Raw genomic sequence first — 21,798 nt, 5'->3', positions numbered from 1 at the left:
CCCTGCCTTTACAGGAGTCGTGCGGCGTCCCGGGTGGTTCCCCCTTCCTCGGGCCCGCGCCGGCGCTCTGGATGCCTCAGGGCTGTGGTCGGGCCCAGGCGGCGTCGTCGGTGGACAGGAGATGGGTGGTCACGGAGGTCACCGCGAGGAGCAGCAGAGCGAGACCCAGGGTGAGAAGGAGGTGGCCGTGCAGGAGGAGTTCGGCGCCGGCGAACGCACCGAGGAACATGGCCAGTACGGACAGGATCCGGCGGCCGGGCCGCGGCGCCGCGCCGCCGGCCGCGGTGGAGTCCGCGGCCAGCCCGGTCAGGGTCAGGGTCAGCACGGTGGTGGTGAGGTCCGGGACGCCCAGGCGGCGCGCGGCCGCGTTCTGCAGGCCCATGGCGATCCCGAGGAACACGATCAGGGTGTACTGGACGCCGGTGGTGACTCTGCCGTCCGACACGGCGGCGACCACGAGGGTGACCGCCACCAGGATCGTCTGCACGGCCGTCGCCGTACGCAGCAGGCGCCCGCGGTGCAGGGTGAACCGTGTGCCGAGCCTGCCCCCCGCGAGTGCGCCGACGAGGAACGCCGCCATCGAGACGACGGACGCGAGCGCGGACAGGCCGGCGGCGCCGGCCAGGGCGAACCCCAGGAAGACCACGTTGCCGGTCATGTTGGCGACGAAGACGTGCCCGAGCGCCAGATAGCTCACGGCGTCGACCAGGCCGGTGGCCACCGTCAGAGTCAGCAGCAGGGGAGGCAGCGGACCGTGACGTTCCTCTCCGCGCGGCATGAGGGTGCGGACCACGTCATTCAGCAGTGTGCGCATATCGCGTTTCTCCCCTTGTGGCGGCCGGCCGGTGCAGCACCGTGCGGGTGAGCAGTGCGCTCACCGGCCCGAGCACGATCGCGGGAAGGGTGATCCACGCCGGCCACGGGGTGACGGCCAGCGCGTGGTCCACGGACCACCGCCCGGGCCCGGTCAGGGCCAGCGCGGCGGAGACGACGACGAGGACGAGGGGGTATTCGTAGCCGTCGTTCTGCACCCACAGCCCCTTGGGCCGCTTCACGGTGCCCGCGACCGTCATCACGCCCATGGCGGCCATCGCGGCCAGGGGCGTGAGCAGGCCGGCGGCCAGGAACAGGCCGGACCCGATCTGACTGGCGCCCGCGACGAGCGCGGTCAGCCGGCCGCCGCGGAACCCGTCGTGGCGGAACTCCTCGGTCCCGCCCGCCAGGCCGTTTCCGCCGAGCCGGAAGCTCACCTTCTGCACCCCGTGCCCGGCGATGAGCAACCCCACCGCCAGTCGGAGGATCAACAGTCCAGCGTCCATCGTGTTCCTGCCCGTTCCTGCCCGTTGCTACTTGTCGCTGCCGGTTCCTGGCGTTGTCGTCGTGCGGGGGATCAGCCGGCGGCGTGGGCGCCGATGACGGCCTGCGCGTAGACCATCCCGAGGCCGTAGGCGCCGCCGTGCTCCTTGACCACGTCGCCGACGGCGGCGTACGTCTCCGTACGCGCCCAGTCGCGCTGCAGCTCCAGGAGGACCTGAACCCAGGTCACCGGGACCGCGCCGCCCTGCACCATGCGCTGGATCGCGTGCTCGTGGGCCTGCGGGCTGACACCGCCGGAGGCGTCCGTGACCACGTAGACCTCGTAGCCCTGAGCAATGGCGGACAGCACCGGCAGGACCACACAGACCTCGGTCCACAGACCGGCGATGACGAGCTTCTTGCGGCCGGTGGCCTTGACGGCCTCGACGAAGGCGAAATCCTCCCAGGCGTTCATCGTGGTGCGGTCGATGATCTTCTGTTCGGGGAAGACGGCTGCCAGCTGCGGCATGATCGGGCCGGAGAAGGACTCGGCGGCCACGGTGCTCAGCACCACCGGCACGTCGAACGCCCGCGCGGACTTCGCGAGGCCCAGCGTGGAGTTGATGATGGCGGTGCGGTCGCCGCTGCCGGTCCCGAAGAACATCTGCGGCTGGTGGTCGATGAAAAGCACCGCGCAGTTGTCCGGGGTGAGCAGGTCGGGGCTGGGGGACGCGGTGACGTCGGCGATGTTGACCATGAGTGTGAGCCTCTCTCGGTGAGTGGTGGCACGGACAGTTGTCGGTGCGGTGGGCAGCACCGTCCGGTCGGACGGAGCCGGTGGGCGACGGTCCGGAAGGGGCGGCTCAAGGGCCGGGCCCCTTCCGGGAGTTCAGAGGTCGAAGCAGGGATCGAAGGGGGTGCTCGCCACGTCCGGGGCGTGCCCGCGTGCGATGCGCCACTGGCGGTGCTGCTCGGATTCGGCGACGGCCTGGCCGAGCGACTCCGCTTGACGGGCACCGGCAGGCGCCGCGTGGCGGGACGCCGCCTGATAGCCGCCGAAGTGCGCGACCGGGCTCCAGGCCGGGCTGACGGGGGGAAGTTCCTCGTCGAGTCCCTCGTACTCGGCGGCGGCGTAGACGATCCGGCCGCCGGTCACCGTCAGCAGCGACTCGATGTGCGCGATGTCCGGCTCCGGCACGGCGAAGTAGTCCCCGGACAGGATCGCGAGGTCCGCGTAACATCCCGGCCGCAGCACACCCTTGACCTCGTCCTCGCCGGTGAGCGCGGCGCCGGCGCGCGTGAACATCGCCAGCGCCGTCTGCCGGTCGACGCGGTTCGCCGGCGGGCGCAGCGCCAGATCGCCGAGGGTGCGGCCGCTGACCAGCCAGTGCAGGGCGACCCAGGGGTTGTACGTGGAGACCCGGGTGGCGTCGGTGCCGGCGCCCACGGTCAGTCCGCGGTCCAGCATGGCCCGGATCGGCGGGGCGTCCGCGGCTGCTCCCGGGCCGTAGCGCCGCAGGAACGCCTCGCCCTGGAAGGACAGGCGGTTCTGCACGGACATCGCGCCGCCGAGGGCGGCGACACGGTCGAGGCTGTCCGGGGAGGCGGTCTCCGCGTGATCGAACAGCCATCGGTTCCCGGCCGGGAAGAGCCCTTCCGCGGCGAGCTTCTCGAACACCGCGAGATCGCGGCGGATCGTCTCGTCGTAGGTGGCGTGCAGCCGGAATCCCCAGCCGTTCTCCATGAGCAGGCGCACCGCCTTCTCGAACTCCACCTCATAATCAGATGTGTGTTCCGGACGCGGCTGGGCGAAGTTCTCGAAGTCCGCCGCCGCCCAGGTGAGGTTCTCGCCCGCACCATTGAGGCGCAGCCATTCGTCGCCGTCTTCGGGGCGGGCCATTTCGATCCAGCGGGCGAGATCGTCGATTTCCTGACCCGCGGTCTGCGGAAACAGGTGATAGGCGATACGCATCGACAACTGTCCGGCCTTGGCCAGTTCGATGACGGTGGCGTAGTTGTCGGGGAAGTTCTGGAACCCGCCGGCGGCGTCGATCGCCGAGGTCAGTCCGAATCTGTTCAACTCGCGCAGGAAATGCCGGGTGGAGGTCTTCCGGTCCTCCTCGCTCTCCAGTACCGGCGCCTTGGCCAGGGTCGAATAGAGGATGAGGGCGCTGGGTGCGGCGAGCAGCATGCCGGTCGGTTCCCCGTCCCGGCCGCGCACGATCTGGCCGCCCTTGGGGTCGGGCGTGTCCCTGGTGAAGCCGGCGGCCTTGAGCGCCGCCCGGTTCAGCACGGCCGACTGATACAGGTGCAGGACGAACACCGGGGTGTCCGGGGCGGCGGCGTTCAGTTCGGCGACGGTCGGCAGTCGGCGTTCGGCGAACTGCTCGGCCGACCAGCCGCCCACCACCCGTACCCACTGGCCCTTCGGGGTGCGAGCGGCCTGCTCACGCAGCATCGCCAGACCCTGACGCAGGCTGCGCACGCCGTCCCAGCGCAGTTCCAGTACGTAGTTCAGTCCGCCGCGGATCACGTGCAGGTGGGCGTCGTTGAGGCCGGGGATCACCCGTCGCCCGAGCGCGTCGACCACCTTCGTGGTCATGCCGACGTGGGGAGCCACGTCCTTGTCGTCACCGATGACCGTGATGACGCCGTCGCGGACGGCGAGGGCCTCCGCGTGCGGGCGGCCGGTGTCCCCGGTATGGATCTTTGCGTTTCGGACGATGAGGTCCGCGCCCTCTTCGATGGCGTGCGGAACCAGCCCGCCGACCGGCATTGCTGACATCTCTTGAAACCCCCTTGGGGAATGACGACTTCGAATCGAGCATGACCGGCGGCGACGGAGGAGGGCTGTTTCAGTCGACCGAGAATGAATTCGACCGACACTGGTCGGGCCCTGAGAAACCGGGACAGGCCCTGTGCGTGAGGATGCTTCGCCATCACGATAGGCATGACCGATGTGCTGCCCTGTCCTGCCAGTGCACTGGTCTTTGCCTCACCGTGCACCCCGCGTGCACTGCCGGGCATCACTCCATGCGTTCCTGGACAACCGGTCCGCGGCGCGCGCACCTAGCGTCTTTGCGCAACCAGAGCCCGGACCGCAGGAGACGGAACAATGACCATCAGCTCCCAGCACATGAGCAGCCAACCGCTACTGCATCAGAAGGGCGGGATCATCCAGGAGTTCGGAACCGTCAAACAGTTCCCTCTCGGCCTCTCCTACGAGGCGCGCATGTACTCCGCCCAGCGCCTCAACAAAGCCCTGGCCGACACCCAGATCCTCTACGGCCTCTACAAGAAGCACCACTGGCTGATGCGCGGGGCGACCTTCTACCAGCTGCACCTGGTGCTGGACAAGCATGCGGGGGAACAGCTTGAACTCGTCGACGCGCTCGCCGAACGGGTCCAGACCCTGGGCGGTGTCGCGGTGGGGGACCCCCGGCACGTCGCCGAGATCACGTCGATCCCGCGGCCCCCGGACGGTGTGGAGGAGGTGCCGGCCATGCTGTCGCGGTTGCTGGAGGCACACGAGACGATCCTGACCGACGCGCATGACGCGGCGGCCCGGGTAGCGGAGTTGGGCGACGACGGCACCAACGACCTGCTGGTCTCACAGGTGGTGCGGACCGGCGAACTCCAAGCGTGGTTCCTGGCCGAGCATTTGGTCGACACGCCCCTGGTCCGTGCCTGACCGGGCCTGAACCGCGGCGCGCCCCTTCGGTTCCCGGCCGGCAGCGAGGTGGACGCTCCTGGCCCTGCCGCCCCAGGGAGGCGGTGACCTGCCCGTTTCAGGTTCTGTTTCGGCGCTGGTCTCCGCTGTGCCGGCGGAGCCGGTCGGTGTGGCGGGTGAGGTCGTCGACGCGCGTGGCGAGGTCGGGGTGGCCGGATGCCAGGTAGGGGTGCGTGTCCGTCAGGGGGGCGACGAGGGCGGCCGGGTCGTTGTCGGCGAGGGCGGCGGTGAGTTCGGCCAGCGGGATGTCGGCGGCGGCCGGGAGGCCGGTGAGCGCCGTGATCTGGCCGGCGAGCTGACGCAGGGTGCCGGCGTTGGCGCGGGCCCAGGCGGTGACGGTGCGGTCCGCGGCGCGGTGGTCGCGGGTGGCCCGCACCCGCTGCTCGCCCGTGGACCCCGGCGTTCCGGGGCGTACGCGCAGGTAGCGGCGTTCGGCGGCCTGGCGGCTGGAGACGCCGAGGGGCTGGGCGAGGTCGGCCCAGCTGGCGCCCGCCTCCCGCGCGGTTTCGATCAGGCCCGGTTCCCACTCGGCGAGCTGCTCGCGCGCTTCGCGCAGCAGCAGGAGTGCGGCGAGTGCCTGCTCGGAGTTGCTCCGGTCGGACCCGGCGAGGGTGCCGTCGGTGCCGGCCGGTGTGGTCCGGGCGGTGTGCAGGGCCTCGTGGATCGTGTTCAGCGCCGCCGCGGCGGCGAGGAAGGACGCCGGTGTGAGACCGCCGCCGCGGCGGGTCGGCTGATCGTCCCTGGTCATCGGGCCTCCAACAGGCTCTGTCGTCGTCTCGACGACTTCCGGCTTGTCATCGCTTGGATGACATGTTACAACGATGGCAGGTGAACGCATTGGCAGCAGTGCCTGATCTGAACGCTGGAGGTGTTTGACGATGTTGATGCGCACCGACCCCTTCCGCGAGCTCGACCGGCTCACCCAGCAGCTCCTCGGCACGACCGGGACCTGGTCGCGGCCGTCGCCGATGCCGATGGACGCCTACCGTGAGGGCGAGGAGTATGTGATCGCCCTCGATCTGCCCGGTGTCTCCGCGGACGCGATCGACATCGACGTCGAGCGGAACATGCTGACCGTCAAGGCGGAGCGGCGGCCCGTCGCCAAGGCGGACGACGTGCAGATGGAGCTGTCGGAGCGGCCTCTGGGCGTTTTCTCCCGCCAGGTCGTGCTGGCCGACACCCTGGACACCGAGCACATCAAGGCGGACTACGACGCGGGTGTGCTGACCCTGCGTATCCCGATCGCCGAGCGCGCCAAGCCCCGCAAGGTCGCCATCGGCGGCGGATCCGCGCGCAGGGAGATCAGCGGCTGAATCCCTCCCAGCCGCACCGGAGGACGGGGGCGGCGCCGCCCCGGGGCCGGTCCCGTCCTCCGCTCGCCGCAGTACACAGGCATGGGAGCAGCGATGGTGATGCGATGGGAAACGTTCCTGGACCAGGTCAAGGAACGCGGCGAGTACGAGACCACCGAGGAGGCCGAGCGGGCCGCCCGCACGGTACTGGCGCTGCTGGGCGCGCACCTGGTGGGCGAGGTGAGGGCGGAACTGGCCGCCCGACTGCCGGAGAATCTGGCCCTCGTCCTGCTCAATCCGCTCCAGGCGCGCGAGCCGCTGTCCCCCGAGCGCTTCGTACGGGCCACCGCGGCCTGGATCGACGGAGCCACGGAACAGACCGCGGCCTGGGACGTGAGCGCCGTGCTCAGCGTGGCCGCGGACGCGGCGGGCGACGACCTCACCCGCAGCATCCTGCTCCAGCTCCCGGCGGGCTACGACCTGCTGTTCGGCCACCCCCAGCCCGTCTGACCCCACGGCCGGCCCACAGCCGGCCACCCCCGCTTCTTTCCTGACCCCGGGCGACACCGGTGGCCGGCGCGAGGGCCTCGCCACCGGTGCCGCCGCCACCTCACACGAGAAGGGCAATCCCGTCAGCGATGATTCCCCAGCAGCAGCCGTGCCGGTCCACCACGGGCATGACGTTCGAGCAGATGCTGGAACAAGTGCGCTACGAAGGCGCCTATGCCACCCGCGCCCAGGCCGAGCAGGCCGTGCGCGCCGTGCTGGGCGCCTTCGGGCGCACGCTCACCGGCGATGAGCGCGTGGAGCTCGCCGCCCGGCTGCCGCACGAGGCCGCCGTCATCCTCTCCTCCCAGATCCCCGCCACCGAAGCCCTCACCGGCTGGGGCTTCGTCAAGGACCTGGCGACCCGCACCGGCGGCACACCGGCCACCACCCGCTGGGACACCGGTACCGTCCTGCGTATCGTGGCCCACCTCGCCGGCGAGGAACTCCTCGATCGCATCCTCGCCCAACTCCCCTCCGGCTACGCCCTGCTGTTCGGCCGCGCCGAGCTCACCCGGGCGGCCTGACGCACCGTACGGCGAACACGGTCACCGTCGCTCCAACGCCGCCAGCCGCAGCTCGAGCTGGTCGACCCGATGCCGTAGCAGGGTGACCTGGGCTTCCAGGCTCACTTCTCGTTCCGCCCTGCGCTGAATGCGCGGTGACGTGGCGGCCCGCTCGATCACCGCGTCCAACTGGACCAGACGCTGCGGGCCGTTCGGGCCGTCCACCAGCCGAGACCGGATCTCGCCGTTGCGGTACCAGGACCGCAGGGCCGAGCGGGAGACGCCGGTCTCGGCCTCCGCCTTCGCCAGCGTGACCCACGGGGTCTCGTCCAGCTGCTCGAACAACTCCAGCTCGTTCCGCCAGCGCGCGAGCCGGTCCTCCCAGTCCGACGGTGTCTCCATCACACCCTCCCTTCGCCACGATGACCCTGTCAATAACAGTGTATTGACAGGGTTGAGACCCTGGAAGCATGACATTTGAAAGGTTCACGGTGAAAGCCCGCCAGGCGGTCGTCGCGGCCCAGGAGCAGGCGAGGCTGCTCAAGCACCTCCACATCGGCACCGAGCACCTCCTGCTGGGGCTGCTCGACGTGCCGGACAGCACGGCGGCGAAGGTGCTGCACCGACTGGGGTACGACAAGGAGGCGGCGCAGACCGATGTCGCCGCGCTGGTCCCGCCCGGCACACGGCAGCTGAGCGGCCATATCCCCTTCGAGTCGCGCGCGACGAAGACGTTGGAACTCGCCCTGCGCGAGGCGCAGCAGCTGCACCACCACGACGTCGGTACCGAACACATCCTGCTCGCCCTGGTCAGGGAGGGTGAGGGCGTCGGCACGAAGGTGCTCGCCGAGCGGATCAATCCGATCAGCAAGATCCGTGCCGCGGTGCTGGCATCGGTGGAAGGGCCGCAGGACGTCGCGCCCGGCCCATGGCCGGCCGGCACGCCCGCCACCGAGGACACCGTGTCCGCCGCCGGCGCGCTGGCCGGTGGCGCACCGGTCGGGAGCCATCACCTCCTCGAGGCGATGCTGCGGGCGGAGAACAGCATGGCGGCCCGGGTGCTGCGCGAACTCGGGGTCGACCCGGACGCGGTCGCCGCCAAGATCGACGAACTGGACCCGGAGACCACCACGGACGCGAACCCGGAGGAAGCCGCCGCGCGCAAGATGGAAATCCGGCTGGTCGACGACGAGGTGCATCTGATCCTCCGGGACCCGACCACGGTCACGATCGCCAAGGAGGTCACCGAGTTGTGCGGCGGCCCGATCCGGGGCGTCGGGCCGGTCGCCGGCATGTTCGTCCCGCTCTGGCGGTCGGCCAACCAACTGCTGCTGCAGCTCCAGGGCGTGCTCGAACCGGAACCCGAAGGCGACGACGGATCCGCCGCGAGCAAGGTGGCCAAGGTCGTGCGCACGGTCCTCGCACCCCGGCTCCGCCGGTGAACCGGCTTGCCGTCGTCGGCGCCGGCCTGGGCGGCCTGGCTCTTGCCCGGGTGCTGCACGTGAACGGCATCGACGCCGTCGTCTACGAACGTGAGGCGTCGCGCGGTGCGCGCGGTCAGGGCGGCATGCTCGACATCCACTCCGGCCAGCGGGCACTGCGCGAGGCCGGTCTGATCGAGCAGTTCTACGCGATCGCCCGTGGTGAAGGCCAGGACATGCGTCTCCTCGAGCCGGACGGCACCCTGCTGCTCCAGGAGGACACACCCGACGACGCGCCGCTCGACCGACCCGAGGTCGACCGCGCCGATCTGCGCGACCTGCTGCTGGACTCCCTCCCCGAGGACATGGTGCGCTGGGGACACGCGTTCAGATCCGCCGACAACGGCCTGCTGCGCTTCGCCGACGGCAGCAGTGCGCCGTATGACCTGCTGGTCGGCGCGGACGGTGCGCAGTCCCGGGTCCGCGCGCTGCTCACCGACGCCCGCCCGGCGCATACCGGCCACAACGTCGTCGAGGTCGGCATTCCCGACATCGACCGCACGCACCCCGACCTCGCGGAGATGGTCGGGCGCGGCACCTACTGGGTGCTCGGCGGCGGAATATCCCTGGCGGCGCAGCGCAACGGCGACGGCCGCGTCCGTATCGGCGTCAGCTTCTACAACACCGCCGAGGACTGGTTCGCCACCAGCGGGATCCCGTTCGACGACCCGGCCGCCGCCCGGGCACGGCTCATCGAGCTGCTCCCCGGCTGGGACCCACGGTTCACCGCGCTGATCGCGGCCTGCGACGACATGGTCGTGCCGCGGTCGATCACCACGCTCCCGCTCGGCCTGACCTGGCCGTCGGCGCCGGACGTCACGCTGCTCGGCGATGCCGCGCACCTGATGCCGCCGGTGGGAGAGGGCGCCAACATGGCGCTGCTCGACGGCGCCCTGCTCGGGCTCGCGCTGGCCGCGCACCCGGACGACTTTCCCGCCGCCGTCAAGGAATACGAACGCGAGATGTTCGAACGCACCAGCGCTGCCGCCCGGATGTCCGCGGACATGCAGGAATTGTTGAGGTCGCCGGACGCCGCCCGGAAAATGCTCGCATTCTTCCGACCCGGCTGAACGCATGAACGTGAAGACCGGCAAGGAAGCGTCCACCTTGTGGTGTTCAAGCCCCTGATTGGGGAGATTCCGGAAGGCTTGCAGGTGAGTCACGCCGAGCCGGGTCTTCCGGCGACACCGGACCTGTCGTAAGGAGAGGGACAAGAGCCGGCAGAATCGCTCGTCACGGCCAGATGGACTTCAGCTGCCACGCCTTGGTGGGCGCCCTGTCCGACGGGACCGTGGACCGTACCGAGCACCAGCCCACTCAGAAGTTCCGACATCCCGGCGGCTAATGCCGAGCAGCCCAGCGCCGCCGGACGTTGTCCTCGTGCTCGGCCTGTTCCAAGGCCAGGTCGCTCCGGTCGAGGGCCTCCCGCAGGCGGGGGATCCAGTGGCGCCGCAGAGCACGGGCCCGGTGCCGGGTGCTGATGACTTCCGCGCCCACCAACTCGGCAGCGGCGCGGGCCGCCGCGTACTCGGCGGCGGCGCGCACGGCACGTCCGTAGGCCGCCTCGGCGTGCACGAGGGCCGTGTTGGTGGGAGCGGCGGCGGTGGGCGGACGGGAGGGTACGGACGTGGCGACCGTCGCCGGATGTCGTACCCCCATGGAGGTGGTCCAGTGAACCGTGACCTCGGCCGTGCCGATGCCCGCGGCGGCCGAGTCGAGGGCCTGTTCCCCGCCCAGGAGCAGTCCGCGCAGCAGCCAGCTCTCGGCCTCGGACAGCAGGTCCCGCCAGTCGCGCTCGGCTGCCTCCCGCGCACGCAGCAGCCGCTGGTGCTCGGAGCGCAGGATGCGCAGCTTCTGCTCCAGCAGGTCGGCTCCACGCTCGGCGACATCGAGGCTGTGCCGCAGCCGCAGGCGTCCCGCACGACCGGGCGGCGTACGGCGTGCGCCGGTCATCGGGATGCCTCAGTGCCCGGGGCGTCCTTCGCTCCGTGGGCGTCGAGGAGGGAGGCGGGAAGCATCGACAGCTGACTGCGGGGCAGGGTGAGCAGCACCCGCCAGCCGCGTTCCAGCGAGGTGTCGAGGTCGCGCGGTTCGTCGCTGCGCTGGTGGGTGAAGTCCCGCAGGAACGCCTCCTCGTAGGCCAAGTAGCGGCGGTCGGTGGGGCTGAGCGCCGCCTGGCCGACCAGGTCCGCCAGATCGCGCACCTGCCGCGCGCGGGCCAGGGCCGCCAGCAGCTGGGCCGCGACGTCGAGGTGGTCGTCGCGCGTACGGCCCGGCCCTGCGCCCTTGCGCATCAGCCGGGAGAGGGAGGACAGGGCGTCGAGCGGCGGGTAGACGCCCCGCGCGTGCGTCTCGGCCGAGAGCACGATCTGACCTTCGGTGATGTAGCCGGTGAGGTCGGGCACGGGGTGGGTGATGTCGCCCGCGGGCATGGTGAGCACGGGCAGCACGGTGACCGAGCCGGGACGGCCCTTGATGCGTCCGCAGCGTTCGTACAGAGAGGCCAGGTCGCTGTAGAGGTAGCCGGGGTAGGCGCGGCGGGCGGGGATCTCCCCGCGGGCGGCGGAGACCTCGCGCAGGGCCTCGGCGTACGTCGTCATGTCGGTCATCACCACGAGGACGTGCCGACCCTCGGTGAAGGCGAGGTGCTCGGCGACGGTGAGCGCGATGCGCGGGGTGAGGATCCGTTCGATCACAGGGTCGTCGGCGGTGTTCAGCAGCAGGACGAGTTCTCCGGCCGCGGACCGTTCCTCCAGGGCGTTGCGTACGAAGGAGGCGTCGGCGTGGGTGACACCCATGCCCGCGAAGACGACGCTGAACGCCTCACCGGCGGCGGTGGCCTGCGCGGCGATCTGGGCGGCGAGTTCCAGATGCGGGAGTCCGGCCACGGAGAACACCGGCAGTTTCTGTCCGCGTACCAGCGTGGTCAGGGCATCGATGACCCCGACGCCGGTGAGCACGGGCTCGGACGGCGGTTCGCGCCGCACCGGGTTGATGGGTGCGCCGCCCACCTCGGCGGTGTGGGAGCCGAGGACGGGCGGGCCGCCGTCGAGGGGTTCGCCGCGGCCGTTGCAGACCCGGCCGAGCCAGTCCGTGCCGACCGGGACGCGCAGGGGGCTGCCCGAGAAGCCCGCCCGGACGCCCTCGGGGTCCATGCCCGCGGTGCCCTCCAGCACCTGGACGACCGCCAGGTCGCGGTCGGCGTCCAGGACCACGCCGTGGCGCCGTTCACCCGAGCCGAGGGTGATGCGCACGTACTCGTCCCAGCCGATCCCGGACACGCCTTCGACGACCGCGAGCGGCCCTCGCAGCTCACGCACCGACGTGTACTCGATCCCACCCGTCAGGCTCATGGATGCACGTCCCCCAACCTGGCGAACATCGCGTCCCGTCGCGCCGCCACCCCGGCGGCGTCCTGCGGGCCGGTGTCCTCGCGGGCTCGTAGCAGCGGGCCGAAGTCGACCTCCTCCACCGAGGCCGCCGGGACACCGGAGTCCACCAGCTCGCGGCAGCGGTCGGTGACCGCGAGGACGGCGTCGGCCAGGGCGGCCGTCTTCTCCGGACCGCAGTACGCGTCCCGCTCCGACAGCGCGCTCTGCTGCAGTACGCCCTCGCGGACCAGCCTTCCGGCCAGCACGCTGATGCGCTCCTTCGCGGGCAGTGCGGCGATGCCGATCAGGTCCACCAGGTCGGCCAGCCGGTCGGCCTCCGCCAGCACCGCTCCCACCCGGTCGCGGCGCCGGGACCATGCCGGATCGCCGGCTGCCCGGTGTCCGGCGGCGAGGACCGGTACGTCCCGGGAGAAGGACCCGGCCCAGGAGACCGCCGGGTAGTGGCGGGCGTAGGCCAGGTCGCGGTCGAGGGTCCACAGGGAGCGGACGAAGCGTTCGGTGTGCGCTGTCACTGGTTCGGTCATGTCCCCGCCGGGCGGGGACACCGCGCCGATCACGGTCACCGAGCCGCGGTCGCCGCCGAGAGTGGTCACGGCGGCGGCCCGCTCGTAGAAGGCCGCGATGGCGGAGGCCAGCCCGGCCGGGTAGCCCTCCTCGGCGGGCAGCGCACCGGTACGGGAAGCGAACTCGCGCAGCGCCTCGGCCCACCGCGAGGTCGAGTCGGCGATGACGACCACGTCCAGGCCCATGTCCCGGAAGTACTCGGCGACCGTCATCCCCGTGTACACGCTCGCCTCACGGGCCATCATCGGCATGTTGGAGGTGTTGGCGATCGTCACGGTGCGGTCCGCGAGGCGCCCGCCCGTGCGCGGGTCCTGGAGCTCCGACAACTCGGTGATGACGTCGGCCATCTCGTTGCCGCGCTCCCCGCAGCCGACGTAGACGATGACGTCCGCGTCGCACCACTTGGCGATCTGCTGCAGGAGCATCGTCTTGCCGGTGCCGAAGCCACCGGGCACCGCCACCGTGCTGCCCCGAGCCACCGGGAAGAGCAGGTCGATCACCCGCTGGCCGGTGTTCAGGGCTTCGTGGCTGTCGACGCGCTCCCGCACCGGGCGCGGCCGCCGTACCGGCCACAGGGCGCCGACGGTCACCTCGGTGCCGCCCACCACGGCCACCACGGCGTCCCGTGGGTCGTCCCCGGCCCTGGCGATCTCCTCGACCGTGCCCCCGCCGCCCGGCGGTACGAGGACCTTCACCCGCAAGGGCCCCGCGTCGCGGATTTCTCCGAGCGCCTGCCCCTCGGCCACCTGCTCGCCCCGGGCCACGAAGGGGCGGAAGGACCAGGTGCGGTCCTCAGCCGTGTTTCGCTGCGAGCCCGGCAACAGCCAGTCGCCGGCACCGGACAGCGGCCGCAGGAGGCCGTCGAAGATGCCGCCGAGCAGTTCGGGACCGAGCCGGACCGACAGCGGACGGCCCTGGGGCAGCGCCGTCTGTCCCGGAGCGAGGCCGCCGGTGTACTCGTACGCCTGGACGGTGACCACGTGTCCGCTGATGGCCACGATCTCCCCGGGCAGCCGGGCGGGGCCGATCGAGACCAGGTCGTACATGGCGATGCCGCCCGTGTACTCCATCTCCACGAGCGGTCCGGTGACGCGCAGGATCCGGGCGACCGACTGCCGGTCAGTCTGTCGCTGACGCGGCCTGGAGTCTTCCGTCACGGCTCCCACAGGCTCCGCACCTCCCCTCTCATACGGTCCAGCGCGCGGTCGGCAAGCGCGGTCAGCGAGAGGTCGACCCGCTTGCCCGGCGCCCGGGCCACCACGCCCCCGTCGGCGTGCTCGCTCACTTCGGCTGCGGGACCGAGGAGGACACGGGTCCGCTGCTCCAGCCACTCCCGCAGGGAGGCGTAGCCATCGGTCCCGCGCAGGGCGCGGACCCGCTCGGCGGCCTCGCGGCGCAACTCCTCGTACGCCTCCCGGCGAGCGGAGAGCGTGCCGGACCTGGCCTCCCGCCGGGCTCTGACGAGGAGGTCGCGGGCGGCGTCCGAACCGTCGGCCTCGCCCTGCCGCCGGGCCTCGTCGAGGATGGCCCGAGCCTCGGCGCGGGCCTGGTCGAGCAGTGCTGCGGCCTCCCGCTCGGCGTGGCTCAGGACCGCCTCCGCATCGGCGTGAGCGGCTCGCAGCAGCCCCGCCCGGACCGGCGACAGTGCGTCCGTCGTGCGCTGCGGGGCCGGGGTCGTCATGGCGGCATCACGGCGGTCAGCGGGCGGCGGCCACCGGGCGTGGCGCGCTCCGGCTCCAGTGCCTCGGCCGCGGCGGGTGTGAGGATCACCAGGTCGATGCCGTCCGGCAGGCTGCGCCAGACCCGGCGTACGGCCGGGGCGTCGTCGGCGACGAGGACCATCGCCCCGGCCAGGGCCAGACCGGTCACCCTGGAACGTTCTCCGAGGGCGGCGACGCGTCCCATGGTCACGCCTTCCCGATGAGGATGACCGCGACGACCAGCCCGTAGATGGCGATGCCCTCGGCCAGGCCGACGATGACCATGGCCCGGCCGAAGAGTTCGGGCCGTTCGCTGAGCGCCGCGAGGGCCGCCGCACCGGTGTAGGCGACGGCGATGCCGGCGCCGATCGTCGCGCCCGCCACCGCGATCGCGGCTCCGATCAGGGCGGCGGATCCGGAGCCCGACTCCTGTGCCACCGTGGTCGCGGCCTGTGCGGATCCTCCGCCGAGCGCCAAGGTCAGCACCACGGTGCCGGCCACCAGGAGCACGGCGTCGGCGGCGACCATCCACCACAGGGCCCTCCGGCCCGAGCGCCGCAGCACGAGCCGTACGGCGACGAACCCCGCGACGATGACGGGCAGTGCCAAGAACCAGGTGATCACGATTCCTCCTCCCTCGCCGGGCCGCCGTGTCGGACGGCCTCCCGGGCTGCCGGCGGCCCGGTGTGCACGGCCGGCTCCGTGAGGCGTTCCACGGGCAGCCGCCAGGGCCTGAAAGGGCGGCCCTCAGTCTCGAAGAGCCGGGAGAACAGCTCGTAGAACTCCAACCGCAGCGCCTGGACACCCGCCACCAGCGCCTCCAGCGAGAAGGCCAGGGCATTGCCGAGAAGGAAGACGAGCACGGCTGCGACGATGCCCATCGGGCCCCGGCCCGCCAGGGCCGTCGTGCCGTCCCAGACGATCGCACCGAGCGCCGCATGCGTCAGCCCGAAGGCCGCGAGCCGCGCGAAGGACACGATGTTGGAGCCGATCCGGACCACCGCGTCGAAGAGCTGGATGCCGGTCTGCACGGCGCCGCCCGGCCCGCCCGCCGTGCTCGCGAACAGTCCCGTCCCCGCCAGAGCCAGCCCCACAACGGCGATCACGGCACCCACGACGCCGTACGCCACCTGGCCGAGCCACACATACCCCGCGCCGACGGCCAGCCCGAGATAGAGCGCGGCCCCGGCGATTCCGGTCGTCGCGTACAGGGCAGCCGCAGGTCCGCCCTCCCGCCATCGGTTCACGATCCCCGCCGCGTAGGCGCCGGCGAGCAGTACGGCGCCGAGCCCGACCGCGACGGCAAGCAGCCGCATGGGCTCCTCCAGCGGTTCCAGCCACAGCCCGGGGAGCACCCCGGTCGGGCCGAAGAACTCGCCGTACCCCACCCCGGCCAGCGTGGCGGCCAGCCCGGCACCGGCGACGAAGGGCCACAGCGAGCGCAGCGCCGCCAACCGGCGCGGCCGTCCCGCCCGCAGCAGGAGCGCGATGGCGACCAGCAGCAGCCCGTGCCCGGCATCGCCGAACATCAGGCCGAACATCACCACGTAGACGATCCCGGCCGGCATGGTGGGGTCCAGGTCGGAGTAGGGCACGGTGCCGTACGTGCTGACCAGGGGCGTGAAGGAACGGCGCAGGGGCCTTGTCGTGTACGCCGGGGGCCCGGTGTCCGCTCCGGTCAGCAAGGTCGGCGGATCGACACCGCGCGGGCTCCGCAGGGGCACCAGCGCGCCCCCGGCACCGGATAGGCGTGCAGCCGTGGCGCCCACGTCCGCCTCGGGGCACCAGCCGGCCAGTGCCGCGACGGCGCCGTGCCGGACCGCGCTGCCGAGCCGTTCCTCCAGCTGTGCCTCGCCTGCCAGCAGGTCGGTCCTGCCCTCGCGCTCCAGGACGTCCAGATCGGGGGGAGCCTCACTGAGAACTGGTTGTGCCGACTCCGCGCGCAGCCGTTGCAGGCGCGTCGCTGCCGGCCCGCGGACGTCCGGCCCGCCGTCCTCGGCCAGGTCGACCTCGACGCAGCCCGCCTCCGCGATCCGCACCAGGCTCTCCCGCAGCGCCTGCTCGGGGGCCACGATGGCCACCCTGCGCATCCGGACCGGGACCGCCGCGTCAGCGCGGAGCATCGAACACCTCCGCCCACCAGTCCCCGGGGCCACCGCCCCGGGCGGCCAGTTCCAGCGCCCCGCGGGTCCGCCACGCATCGACGGACAGCAACGCCACGGCCCCCACCACCGGCTGGGGACCGAGGTGGGACCGGCGCAGCAGTTCCCGGCCGTCCCGCTCGACCGCCTCCCACCACCGTGCCTCCGCCCGCCACATGTCCGCCGCCTCGTCGATGTCCTCCAGCAGCCATCTTGCGGTGGCCGGCAGCGCCTGCCGGAAATCGGCGTACGACCCCGCGCCCACCGCGCGCGGACCGAGCAGGCGGGCCGCCCGGTGGACGGACACGTCCGGCAACCGGCGGCCGACGACGAACACCTCGCGGCCGAACAGCAGGGCGAGCCGGGCCGCCGCCCAGCGCGCCGCGTCGGGAACGGCGGTGGCGAGCCGTAGGGCGGCGGAGATGCGCATACCGGTGGCGACCGCGGCCGGGGAGTCGCCCCCGGGGTCGCCCCAGACGGAGGCCGCCAGCGCGGCACGCAGCTCCGACGGCGTGCGGGTGTGGGCGAGCCTTGTCCAGGCGGTCGCCAGAGCGCCGAGGCGGTAGGGCGGCAGGCGTCCTGTGTCCAGGGCTGGTGTGCCGGCCGGGGCGGGGCGCGGGTCGTCGGCGGAGAAGGAACGCAGATGGTGTTGGGCGTTGGAGATCTCGAACCCGGCGGCGAGCGCCCGGATGGCGTCGGCGCCGGTGGCCGGCTGCCAGCCGGCGAGAACCCGCAGATGCCACAGCAGCGTCGCCGAGACCGCGCGTTGGGCCTCGGCCGGCGTTGCGCCCGGGCTGACGTCGTGCCGGTACGGAGTGGCCGCCAAGTAGCGCAGGGCATCCTCGAGGGTGTGGGACGCGGACACGTCCCTGATGCGCTCGGCGCCCAGGCACCTCGTCCGCAGAGCCCGTGCCCGTGTCACGCCGGCCACCCATCGGGCGCCCATCAGAGGTCGCCTTCCTGGGGGTTCCCCCGTTCGGGAGCCTGGCGTCCCTGCTCCGCTTCGAGGTCCTCCAGCACCAGCGCGAGCACTCGGTCGGCGAGCTCGGGCGTACGGCTCCTGGCACGGTCGCGGACGGCGACAGCCTCACGCTCCGCTTCGGCGAGCAGCGCCGCTGCCTGGCCCTCGGCCGCACGCAGCACCTGCTCGGCGGTGCGTGCCTGTACGCGGCGGGCTTCCGCACGCGCCGCGGCCACCATCGCCTCGGCCTGTCGTTCGGCTTCACGTCGGCGCGACGCGGCGGTGGCGTCGGCCTGTTCGCGTACGGCCCGGGCTTCCGCCTCAGCCTTTTGGAGCCGGGCCAGGGGCGGCGCGAGTTCCGCACGGAGTTCGGCGGAGCGGTCCGCCGGGACACCGCTCGGTGCGGCCCGGCCGGGCGAGGCCGCCGGTCGGAACCGTGTCAGAAAGTCCCGGAAACCCGTCACGAACTCTCCTCGCGTCGGCCCAAGCCCCCGCTTCCAGTCTCCCCGCTGGGCGGTGACATGTCGTGCTGCATGGGGCCGTCCGGCCCGCAGGGGGGCCACTCGGCCCGCAGGCCACGCCCCTCGATCGATGCGAAACTGGCCCCATAAGTGGACGGTGTCCCCAGGAGGCAGCCGTGAGCGACTTGGACCGCAGCTCCGCGGAGAAGGAAGCCCGCCGCAGCACGCCGGGCCGCCCCTGGACACCCCAGGAGGAACCCCGTCAGGACGCGTTGGGCCGCTACCTCGCGGCCGTCGCCGCCGCAGCATCGGCAAGGGGCGCCGACGAGCCCGAAGTCCCTCCCGGCACGGCGAAGTCCGAACCGCGGCAGGCCGCTTCCGCGCGCGGGCCCTCGGATCGGGAACCGGCCACCCTCCATGTACGGGACGTCATGCAGGTCCCGGCGGTCGCCGTCCCCGGCGACATGCCGTTCGTGGACGTGGCCCACACACTCGCCCGCGAGCAGGTGAGCGCCGTACCGGTGGTCGACGCCGACGACCATGTGATCGGTGTCGTCTCGGAGTCGGACCTGCTGGCCAAAGCCGCCGTCATGGCGGAACCGCGCCGGCATGGAGCCGTCGGCAGGCTGTGGCAGCACCGCCTCTACGAGAAGGGCCACGGCGACACGGCGGCCACGTTGATGACCTTCCCGCCGGTCACCGTCCATCCGGCGGAACGAGTGGCGGACGCAGCGTGGACCGCCGCCCACGCGCGGTTGAAGCGGCTGCCCGTGACCGACTATCGCGGCCGCCTCGTCGGCGTGGTGACCCGGCGTGACCTGCTGCGGGCCCTGATCCGTGACGACGCCGAGATCCGGGCCGAGGTCGAGTCCCTGGTCGCTCAGCACCTGCTGGATCCGCGCGCTGTCGAGATCACAGTGGAGGACGGCTTGGTCACCGTGGCGGGGAAACCGGACAAGGCTGTGGTCACCGAACTGATCGCATCGATGCGGGACATCGACGACGTGGTCGGTGTCGTCGACGACACCGAAGCGGTCTGAGCCGTGATCGTCCATTGATCGTCCATGGGGCGCGCGTCACTGCGTATGGGAGACGACGAAGTCGGCGCTGCCGGAGAGCGTGGACAGCTGGGGCGCGTCCTCGTCCTCGATGCGCACGCCGGACCGTTCGCTGAGCACCTCGACGAAACTCAGGAAGTCCAGCGAGTCCATCTCGAGAGCGTCGCGGAACGCGTCGTCGGGCCCCAGCGCGGCGACGTCGGCGTCGGGGATGACGCGCGAGATCGAGTCCCTGACCATGTCCAGTGCGTCGGTTCGGTTCACAGCTCCTCCGGGTTCTGCAGGAGGCGGGAGACCGCCGAGAGGTAGCGGGCGCCGACGGCACCGTCCGTCGCCCGGTGGTCGGCCGAGAGGGTCGCCGTGACCACGGGCCGCACCCCCAGCAGGCCGTCGACGGCCCACGGTCGGTCGACCACCCGGCCGAAGCCGACGAGGGCCACCTGCGGCGGGTAGATCACGCCGAAGACCGTCTCCACGCCCTGATCGCCGAGATTCGTGACCGTGATGGTGGCGTCCGACACCTCGGAACCGCGCAGCCTGCCCGTGCGGGCCCGGGCGACCACGTCCTTCAGGCCGGCCATCAGCCGGGGGAGCCCAAGGGTGTCGGCGTCGTGCAGCGCGGGAGCGACGAGCCCGCCGCCACGCAGGGACACGGCCACGCCGAGATGGACGCCCTCGCCTCCCGTGAAGTGGTCATCGGTCCAGAAGCCGTTGAGTTCGGGGACCTCCCGAGCTGCCAGGGCCGCCGCCTTGAGCAGCAAGGCCGCGGGGAGCAGCCGTTCACCGACCGGGCTGCGCCGGTTGTGCTCGTGCAGCCAGTCCGTCGCGGCGGCCATGTCCATGGTCGTGGAGAGGTAGTAGTGGGGGATGTCCCGGTTGGCGCGGCTCATCAGGCCGGAGATCGCCTGGCGCATGGCCGCCGCCCGGTCTTCGGACGGGCGCGCCGCAGAAGGTCGTACGGGGGAAGGCCGTACTGGGGCGGCGGCAGCGGATGCGGGCGGAGTCGGGGCTGATGGGCCGGGCGCTGCATGACGTACGTCCGATGCACGGACGGCCGACTGCCTGCCCGTCCCTTTCACCGTGGCGAGGTCGACGCCCAGTTCGGCGGCGAGCCGTCGGGCGAGGGGGGTGGCACGCAAGCGCGCTGGCTTGGTGCCGGCTCGGGCAGCCGCCGCGTGTTCGATGTCGGTCCGGGTGACGCGCCCACCGGGCCCGGAGCCGTGCAACGTCTCCAGGTCGACGCCGCTGTGCTCCGCGAGGTGCCGGACCAAGGGGCCGGCCTCGATGTGGCCGGGCAGCCGAGCGGCGGCGGGTGCCGGCGCCGGGACCGGGACGGGCTCAGGCGGTGGGGAGGGCGGCTCGGGAGGCTTGGGGATCTCGGCGGGCTCGGCGGGCTTGCTCTTCTTCGGTGCATGACGGGCGGGTTGTCGCTCCTTGGCCGGTCCGATCAGCGCGAGCGGTGTGCCCACCGGCACCGTCGCTCCGGGCTCGACGAGCAGCTTCGTCATGGTCCCGGTTTCGAAGCACTCCACCTCGATGGTCGACTTGGCGGTTTCGACGACCGCGACCGGGTCTCCCTTGTGGACGAGGTCACCCGGCCCCACCAGCCATTCCAGGAGCGTGCCCTCGTCCATGTCCGCGCCGAGGGACGGCATGGTGAACTCGGCCATGGTCAGTCCACCGCCCGGTGGGCGGCCGCGACGATGTCGGCGACCTGGGGCAGCGCGGCCTCCTCCAGCCGCCGGGCGTACGGCATGGGCACCTCGGCGCTGCACACCCGCTCGACGGGGGCGTCCAGGTCGTAGAACGACTCTTCGGCGATGCGGGCGGACACTTCGGCGGCGAGGCTTCCCGTCCGCCATGCCTCGTCGACGACCACCGCACGATGCGTTCGGGCCACCGAAGCGGTGATGGCCGCGTCGTCGAGGGGACGCAGCGTGCGCAGGTCGATCACCTCGGCGTTGATGCCCTCGGCGGCCAGTTCGTCCGCCGCAGCGAGTGCCTTGGGCAGGGAACCGCCGTGCGTGATCAGTGAGATGTCGGTGCCGGGGCGGCGAATCGCGGCGTGGTCGAGGTCCACGGGTTCGGTGGGCGGGAGGAGTTCGCCGGAGACGTTGTAGAGGCTGCCGTGCTCGAAGATCAGTACGGGATCGGGGTCGGCGAGCGCCGGGGCCAGCATGTGCCGGGCGTCCTCGAGAGTGGCGGGGGCCAGGACGCGGATGCCGGGGATGTGCGCGTACCAGCCTTCCAGGCTGTGCGAGTGCTGGGCGGCCAGCTGCCGTCCGGCGCCCGTGGTCATGCGGATGACCAGCGGCACGGGCAACTGGCCGCCCGACATGTGCAGCAGGGTGGCGGCGTTGTTGAGGATCTGGTCCAGGGCGAGCAGGCTGAAGTTGACGGTCATGATCTCGACGATGGGACGCATCCCGGACAGGGCCGCCCCGATGCCGGCTCCCACGAACGCCGACTCCGACAGAGGGGTGTCGCGGACGCGTTCGGGGCCGAACTCCTCCAGCAGCCCCAGGCTGACGCCGAAGCATCCGCCGTAGCGGCCCACGTCCTCGCCCATCAGGAAGACCCGGTCGTCGGCGCGCAGGGCCTCTCGGAGGGCCTCGCGCATCGCCTCCCGGTAGGTCGTCTTCGCCTCTTGCGTTCCGTCGGCGCCCACGG

General features: G+C 72.1%; 25 protein-coding genes. 7 read left to right on the top strand and 18 right to left on the bottom strand.

The window, feature by feature from the left end; all coding sequences use genetic code 11:
• Positions 1 to 76: 76 nt before the first annotated feature.
• The 4 genes from ACIBTS_RS07705 to ACIBTS_RS07690 form a co-directional block, all read right to left on the bottom strand.
• Positions 77 to 814, bottom strand: a complete 738-nt coding sequence (locus tag ACIBTS_RS07705) for a YoaK family protein (protein ID WP_399317376.1) — start codon at positions 812 to 814, stop codon at positions 77 to 79.
• Entirely contained in the window at positions 795 to 1,319 is a 525-nt protein-coding gene (locus ACIBTS_RS07700; RefSeq protein WP_319671849.1) for a DoxX family protein, read from the bottom strand. The genes ACIBTS_RS07705 and ACIBTS_RS07700 overlap by 20 nt, the downstream gene beginning before the upstream one ends.
• Positions 1,320 to 1,390: 71 nt before the next feature.
• Positions 1,391 to 2,053, bottom strand: a complete 663-nt coding sequence (locus ACIBTS_RS07695) for a hydrolase (protein WP_319671848.1) — start codon at positions 2,051 to 2,053, stop codon at positions 1,391 to 1,393.
• Between the two features lie 132 nt (positions 2,054 to 2,185).
• Positions 2,186 to 4,081, bottom strand: coding sequence for an amidohydrolase (locus ACIBTS_RS07690; RefSeq protein WP_399317373.1), 1,896 nt, complete (start codon positions 4,079 to 4,081; stop codon positions 2,186 to 2,188).
• Between the two features lie 330 nt (positions 4,082 to 4,411).
• Between ACIBTS_RS07690 and ACIBTS_RS07685 the strand changes: the two genes are divergently transcribed.
• On the top strand, positions 4,412 to 4,987 hold the full coding sequence (locus ACIBTS_RS07685; RefSeq protein ID WP_319671846.1) for a DNA starvation/stationary phase protection protein: 576 nt from the start codon (positions 4,412 to 4,414) through the stop codon (positions 4,985 to 4,987).
• Between the two features lie 97 nt (positions 4,988 to 5,084).
• On the opposite strand, the gene ACIBTS_RS07680 is transcribed toward ACIBTS_RS07685, so the two are convergent.
• Positions 5,085 to 5,774, bottom strand: coding sequence for a type III effector protein (locus ACIBTS_RS07680; protein WP_319671845.1), 690 nt, complete (start codon positions 5,772 to 5,774; stop codon positions 5,085 to 5,087).
• Between the two features lie 130 nt (positions 5,775 to 5,904).
• Here ACIBTS_RS07680 and ACIBTS_RS07675 point away from each other — a divergent pair, with 130 nt between their 5' ends.
• The 3 genes from ACIBTS_RS07675 (at position 5,905) to ACIBTS_RS07665 (ending at position 7,391) form a co-directional block, all read left to right on the top strand.
• Positions 5,905 to 6,339 (top strand): Hsp20/alpha crystallin family protein, encoded by a 435-nt coding sequence (locus ACIBTS_RS07675; RefSeq protein ID WP_319344802.1) that lies wholly within the window; start codon positions 5,905 to 5,907, stop codon positions 6,337 to 6,339.
• A gap of 93 nt (positions 6,340 to 6,432) precedes the next feature.
• A complete protein-coding gene (locus tag ACIBTS_RS07670) occupies positions 6,433 to 6,828 on the top strand; it encodes a DUF2267 domain-containing protein (RefSeq protein WP_319671844.1) in 396 nt (131 codons plus the stop codon).
• A gap of 128 nt (positions 6,829 to 6,956) precedes the next feature.
• Positions 6,957 to 7,391, top strand: coding sequence for a DUF2267 domain-containing protein (locus tag ACIBTS_RS07665; RefSeq protein WP_399317370.1), 435 nt, complete (start codon positions 6,957 to 6,959; stop codon positions 7,389 to 7,391).
• Positions 7,392 to 7,412: 21 nt separating this feature from the next.
• Here ACIBTS_RS07665 and ACIBTS_RS07660 read toward each other — a convergent pair whose 3' ends face one another.
• The gene (locus ACIBTS_RS07660) at positions 7,413 to 7,772 is read right to left on the bottom strand and encodes an excisionase (protein WP_334575910.1); all 360 of its coding nucleotides are present in this window, start codon (positions 7,770 to 7,772) and stop codon (positions 7,413 to 7,415) included.
• A gap of 68 nt (positions 7,773 to 7,840) precedes the next feature.
• Here ACIBTS_RS07660 and ACIBTS_RS07655 point away from each other — a divergent pair, with 68 nt between their 5' ends.
• Positions 7,841 to 8,812: a Clp protease N-terminal domain-containing protein gene (locus ACIBTS_RS07655; RefSeq protein ID WP_399317368.1), complete on the top strand. Its 972-nt coding sequence runs from the start codon at positions 7,841 to 7,843 to the stop codon at positions 8,810 to 8,812.
• Complete coding sequence (locus ACIBTS_RS07650) at positions 8,809 to 9,921, top strand: FAD-dependent oxidoreductase (protein ID WP_399317366.1); 1,113 nt, start codon at positions 8,809 to 8,811, stop codon at positions 9,919 to 9,921. Before ACIBTS_RS07655 ends, ACIBTS_RS07650 begins: the two co-directional genes overlap by 4 nt.
• Positions 9,922 to 10,192: 271 nt before the next feature.
• Here the strand turns inward: ACIBTS_RS07650 and ACIBTS_RS07645 are convergent, their stop codons facing one another.
• From ACIBTS_RS07645 to ACIBTS_RS07605, 9 genes are read right to left on the bottom strand one after another with little or no spacing between them, the layout of a single operon-like run.
• Positions 10,193 to 10,804, bottom strand: coding sequence for a V-type ATP synthase subunit D (locus tag ACIBTS_RS07645; protein WP_399317365.1), 612 nt, complete (start codon positions 10,802 to 10,804; stop codon positions 10,193 to 10,195).
• Positions 10,801 to 12,204: a V-type ATP synthase subunit B gene (locus tag ACIBTS_RS07640; RefSeq protein ID WP_399317363.1), complete on the bottom strand. Its 1,404-nt coding sequence runs from the start codon at positions 12,202 to 12,204 to the stop codon at positions 10,801 to 10,803. Before ACIBTS_RS07640 ends, ACIBTS_RS07645 begins: the two co-directional genes overlap by 4 nt.
• Positions 12,201 to 13,964, bottom strand: a complete 1,764-nt coding sequence (locus tag ACIBTS_RS07635) for a V-type ATP synthase subunit A (protein ID WP_399317361.1) — start codon at positions 13,962 to 13,964, stop codon at positions 12,201 to 12,203. The genes ACIBTS_RS07640 and ACIBTS_RS07635 overlap by 4 nt, the downstream gene beginning before the upstream one ends.
• Entirely contained in the window at positions 13,961 to 14,488 is a 528-nt protein-coding gene (locus ACIBTS_RS07630) for a hypothetical protein (RefSeq protein ID WP_399317359.1), read from the bottom strand. The genes ACIBTS_RS07635 and ACIBTS_RS07630 overlap by 4 nt, the downstream gene beginning before the upstream one ends.
• On the bottom strand, positions 14,485 to 14,712 hold the full coding sequence (locus tag ACIBTS_RS07625; RefSeq protein ID WP_399317357.1) for a hypothetical protein: 228 nt from the start codon (positions 14,710 to 14,712) through the stop codon (positions 14,485 to 14,487). The genes ACIBTS_RS07630 and ACIBTS_RS07625 overlap by 4 nt, the downstream gene beginning before the upstream one ends.
• 2 nt (positions 14,713 to 14,714) lie before the next feature.
• On the bottom strand, positions 14,715 to 15,131 hold the full coding sequence (locus tag ACIBTS_RS07620; RefSeq protein ID WP_319671449.1) for an ATP synthase subunit C: 417 nt from the start codon (positions 15,129 to 15,131) through the stop codon (positions 14,715 to 14,717).
• Positions 15,128 to 16,630 carry a V-type ATPase 116kDa subunit family protein gene (locus tag ACIBTS_RS07615; protein ID WP_399317355.1) on the bottom strand — a complete coding sequence of 501 codons (1,503 nt, stop codon included), beginning with the start codon at positions 16,628 to 16,630 and terminating at the stop codon, positions 15,128 to 15,130. The genes ACIBTS_RS07620 and ACIBTS_RS07615 overlap by 4 nt, the downstream gene beginning before the upstream one ends.
• Entirely contained in the window at positions 16,617 to 17,594 is a 978-nt protein-coding gene (locus ACIBTS_RS07610) for a V-type ATPase subunit (RefSeq protein WP_399317354.1), read from the bottom strand. The genes ACIBTS_RS07615 and ACIBTS_RS07610 overlap by 14 nt, the downstream gene beginning before the upstream one ends.
• Positions 17,594 to 18,073, bottom strand: coding sequence for a hypothetical protein (locus ACIBTS_RS07605; RefSeq protein ID WP_399317353.1), 480 nt, complete (start codon positions 18,071 to 18,073; stop codon positions 17,594 to 17,596). The genes ACIBTS_RS07610 and ACIBTS_RS07605 overlap by 1 nt, the downstream gene beginning before the upstream one ends.
• Before the next feature lie 173 nt (positions 18,074 to 18,246).
• On the opposite strand from ACIBTS_RS07605, the gene ACIBTS_RS07600 reads away from it, so the two are divergent.
• Positions 18,247 to 19,110: a CBS domain-containing protein gene (locus tag ACIBTS_RS07600; RefSeq protein WP_399317351.1), complete on the top strand. Its 864-nt coding sequence runs from the start codon at positions 18,247 to 18,249 to the stop codon at positions 19,108 to 19,110.
• A gap of 36 nt (positions 19,111 to 19,146) precedes the next feature.
• On the opposite strand, the gene ACIBTS_RS07595 is transcribed toward ACIBTS_RS07600, so the two are convergent.
• The 3 genes from ACIBTS_RS07595 to ACIBTS_RS07585 are packed head-to-tail and all read right to left on the bottom strand — an operon-like array spanning position 19,147 to position 21,796.
• Positions 19,147 to 19,392 carry an acyl carrier protein gene (locus ACIBTS_RS07595; protein ID WP_399317349.1) on the bottom strand — a complete coding sequence of 82 codons (246 nt, stop codon included), beginning with the start codon at positions 19,390 to 19,392 and terminating at the stop codon, positions 19,147 to 19,149.
• Complete coding sequence (locus tag ACIBTS_RS07590) at positions 19,389 to 20,798, bottom strand: 2-oxo acid dehydrogenase subunit E2 (protein WP_399317347.1); 1,410 nt, start codon at positions 20,796 to 20,798, stop codon at positions 19,389 to 19,391. The genes ACIBTS_RS07595 and ACIBTS_RS07590 overlap by 4 nt, the downstream gene beginning before the upstream one ends.
• A 2-nt stretch (positions 20,799 to 20,800) precedes the next feature.
• Positions 20,801 to 21,796 (bottom strand): alpha-ketoacid dehydrogenase subunit beta, encoded by a 996-nt coding sequence (locus ACIBTS_RS07585; protein WP_399317345.1) that lies wholly within the window; start codon positions 21,794 to 21,796, stop codon positions 20,801 to 20,803.
• Between the last annotated feature and the right edge of the window lie 2 nt (positions 21,797 to 21,798).

Origin of the sequence: Streptomyces sp. NPDC050121 (genome assembly GCF_044460385.1) — a bacterium.
Lineage (GTDB): Bacteria > Actinomycetota > Actinomycetes > Streptomycetales > Streptomycetaceae > Streptomyces > Streptomyces soliscabiei.
Note: the sequence above shows the minus strand (reverse complement) of the source record. Positions and strands in the feature narration are given on the sequence as shown.

Excerpts from the sequence above, each read along its gene's own strand:
- ACIBTS_RS07670 (WP_319671844.1), top strand. The coding sequence starts at position 6,433 with ATGGTGATGCGATGGGAAACGTTCCTGGACCAGGTCAAGGAACGCGGC.
- ACIBTS_RS07640 (WP_399317363.1), bottom strand. The coding sequence starts at position 12,204 with ATGAGCCTGACGGGTGGGATCGAGTACACGTCGGTGCGTGAGCTGCGA.
- ACIBTS_RS07610 (WP_399317354.1), bottom strand. The coding sequence starts at position 17,594 with ATGGGCGCCCGATGGGTGGCCGGCGTGACACGGGCACGGGCTCTGCGG.
- ACIBTS_RS07645 (WP_399317365.1), bottom strand. The coding sequence starts at position 10,804 with ATGACCGGCGCACGCCGTACGCCGCCCGGTCGTGCGGGACGCCTGCGG.
- ACIBTS_RS07655 (WP_399317368.1), top strand. The coding sequence starts at position 7,841 with ATGACATTTGAAAGGTTCACGGTGAAAGCCCGCCAGGCGGTCGTCGCG.
- ACIBTS_RS07680 (WP_319671845.1), bottom strand. The coding sequence starts at position 5,774 with ATGACCAGGGACGATCAGCCGACCCGCCGCGGCGGCGGTCTCACACCG.
- ACIBTS_RS07675 (WP_319344802.1), top strand. The coding sequence starts at position 5,905 with ATGTTGATGCGCACCGACCCCTTCCGCGAGCTCGACCGGCTCACCCAG.
- ACIBTS_RS07705 (WP_399317376.1), bottom strand. The coding sequence starts at position 814 with ATGCGCACACTGCTGAATGACGTGGTCCGCACCCTCATGCCGCGCGGA.
- ACIBTS_RS07695 (WP_319671848.1), bottom strand. The coding sequence starts at position 2,053 with ATGGTCAACATCGCCGACGTCACCGCGTCCCCCAGCCCCGACCTGCTC.
- ACIBTS_RS07630 (WP_399317359.1), bottom strand. The coding sequence starts at position 14,488 with ATGACGACCCCGGCCCCGCAGCGCACGACGGACGCACTGTCGCCGGTC.
- ACIBTS_RS07590 (WP_399317347.1), bottom strand. The coding sequence starts at position 20,798 with ATGGCCGAGTTCACCATGCCGTCCCTCGGCGCGGACATGGACGAGGGC.
- ACIBTS_RS07625 (WP_399317357.1), bottom strand. The coding sequence starts at position 14,712 with ATGGGACGCGTCGCCGCCCTCGGAGAACGTTCCAGGGTGACCGGTCTG.
- ACIBTS_RS07615 (WP_399317355.1), bottom strand. The coding sequence starts at position 16,630 with ATGCTCCGCGCTGACGCGGCGGTCCCGGTCCGGATGCGCAGGGTGGCC.
- ACIBTS_RS07685 (WP_319671846.1), top strand. The coding sequence starts at position 4,412 with ATGACCATCAGCTCCCAGCACATGAGCAGCCAACCGCTACTGCATCAG.
- ACIBTS_RS07690 (WP_399317373.1), bottom strand. The coding sequence starts at position 4,081 with ATGTCAGCAATGCCGGTCGGCGGGCTGGTTCCGCACGCCATCGAAGAG.
- ACIBTS_RS07660 (WP_334575910.1), bottom strand. The coding sequence starts at position 7,772 with ATGGAGACACCGTCGGACTGGGAGGACCGGCTCGCGCGCTGGCGGAAC.
- ACIBTS_RS07665 (WP_399317370.1), top strand. The coding sequence starts at position 6,957 with ATGATTCCCCAGCAGCAGCCGTGCCGGTCCACCACGGGCATGACGTTC.
- ACIBTS_RS07700 (WP_319671849.1), bottom strand. The coding sequence starts at position 1,319 with ATGGACGCTGGACTGTTGATCCTCCGACTGGCGGTGGGGTTGCTCATC.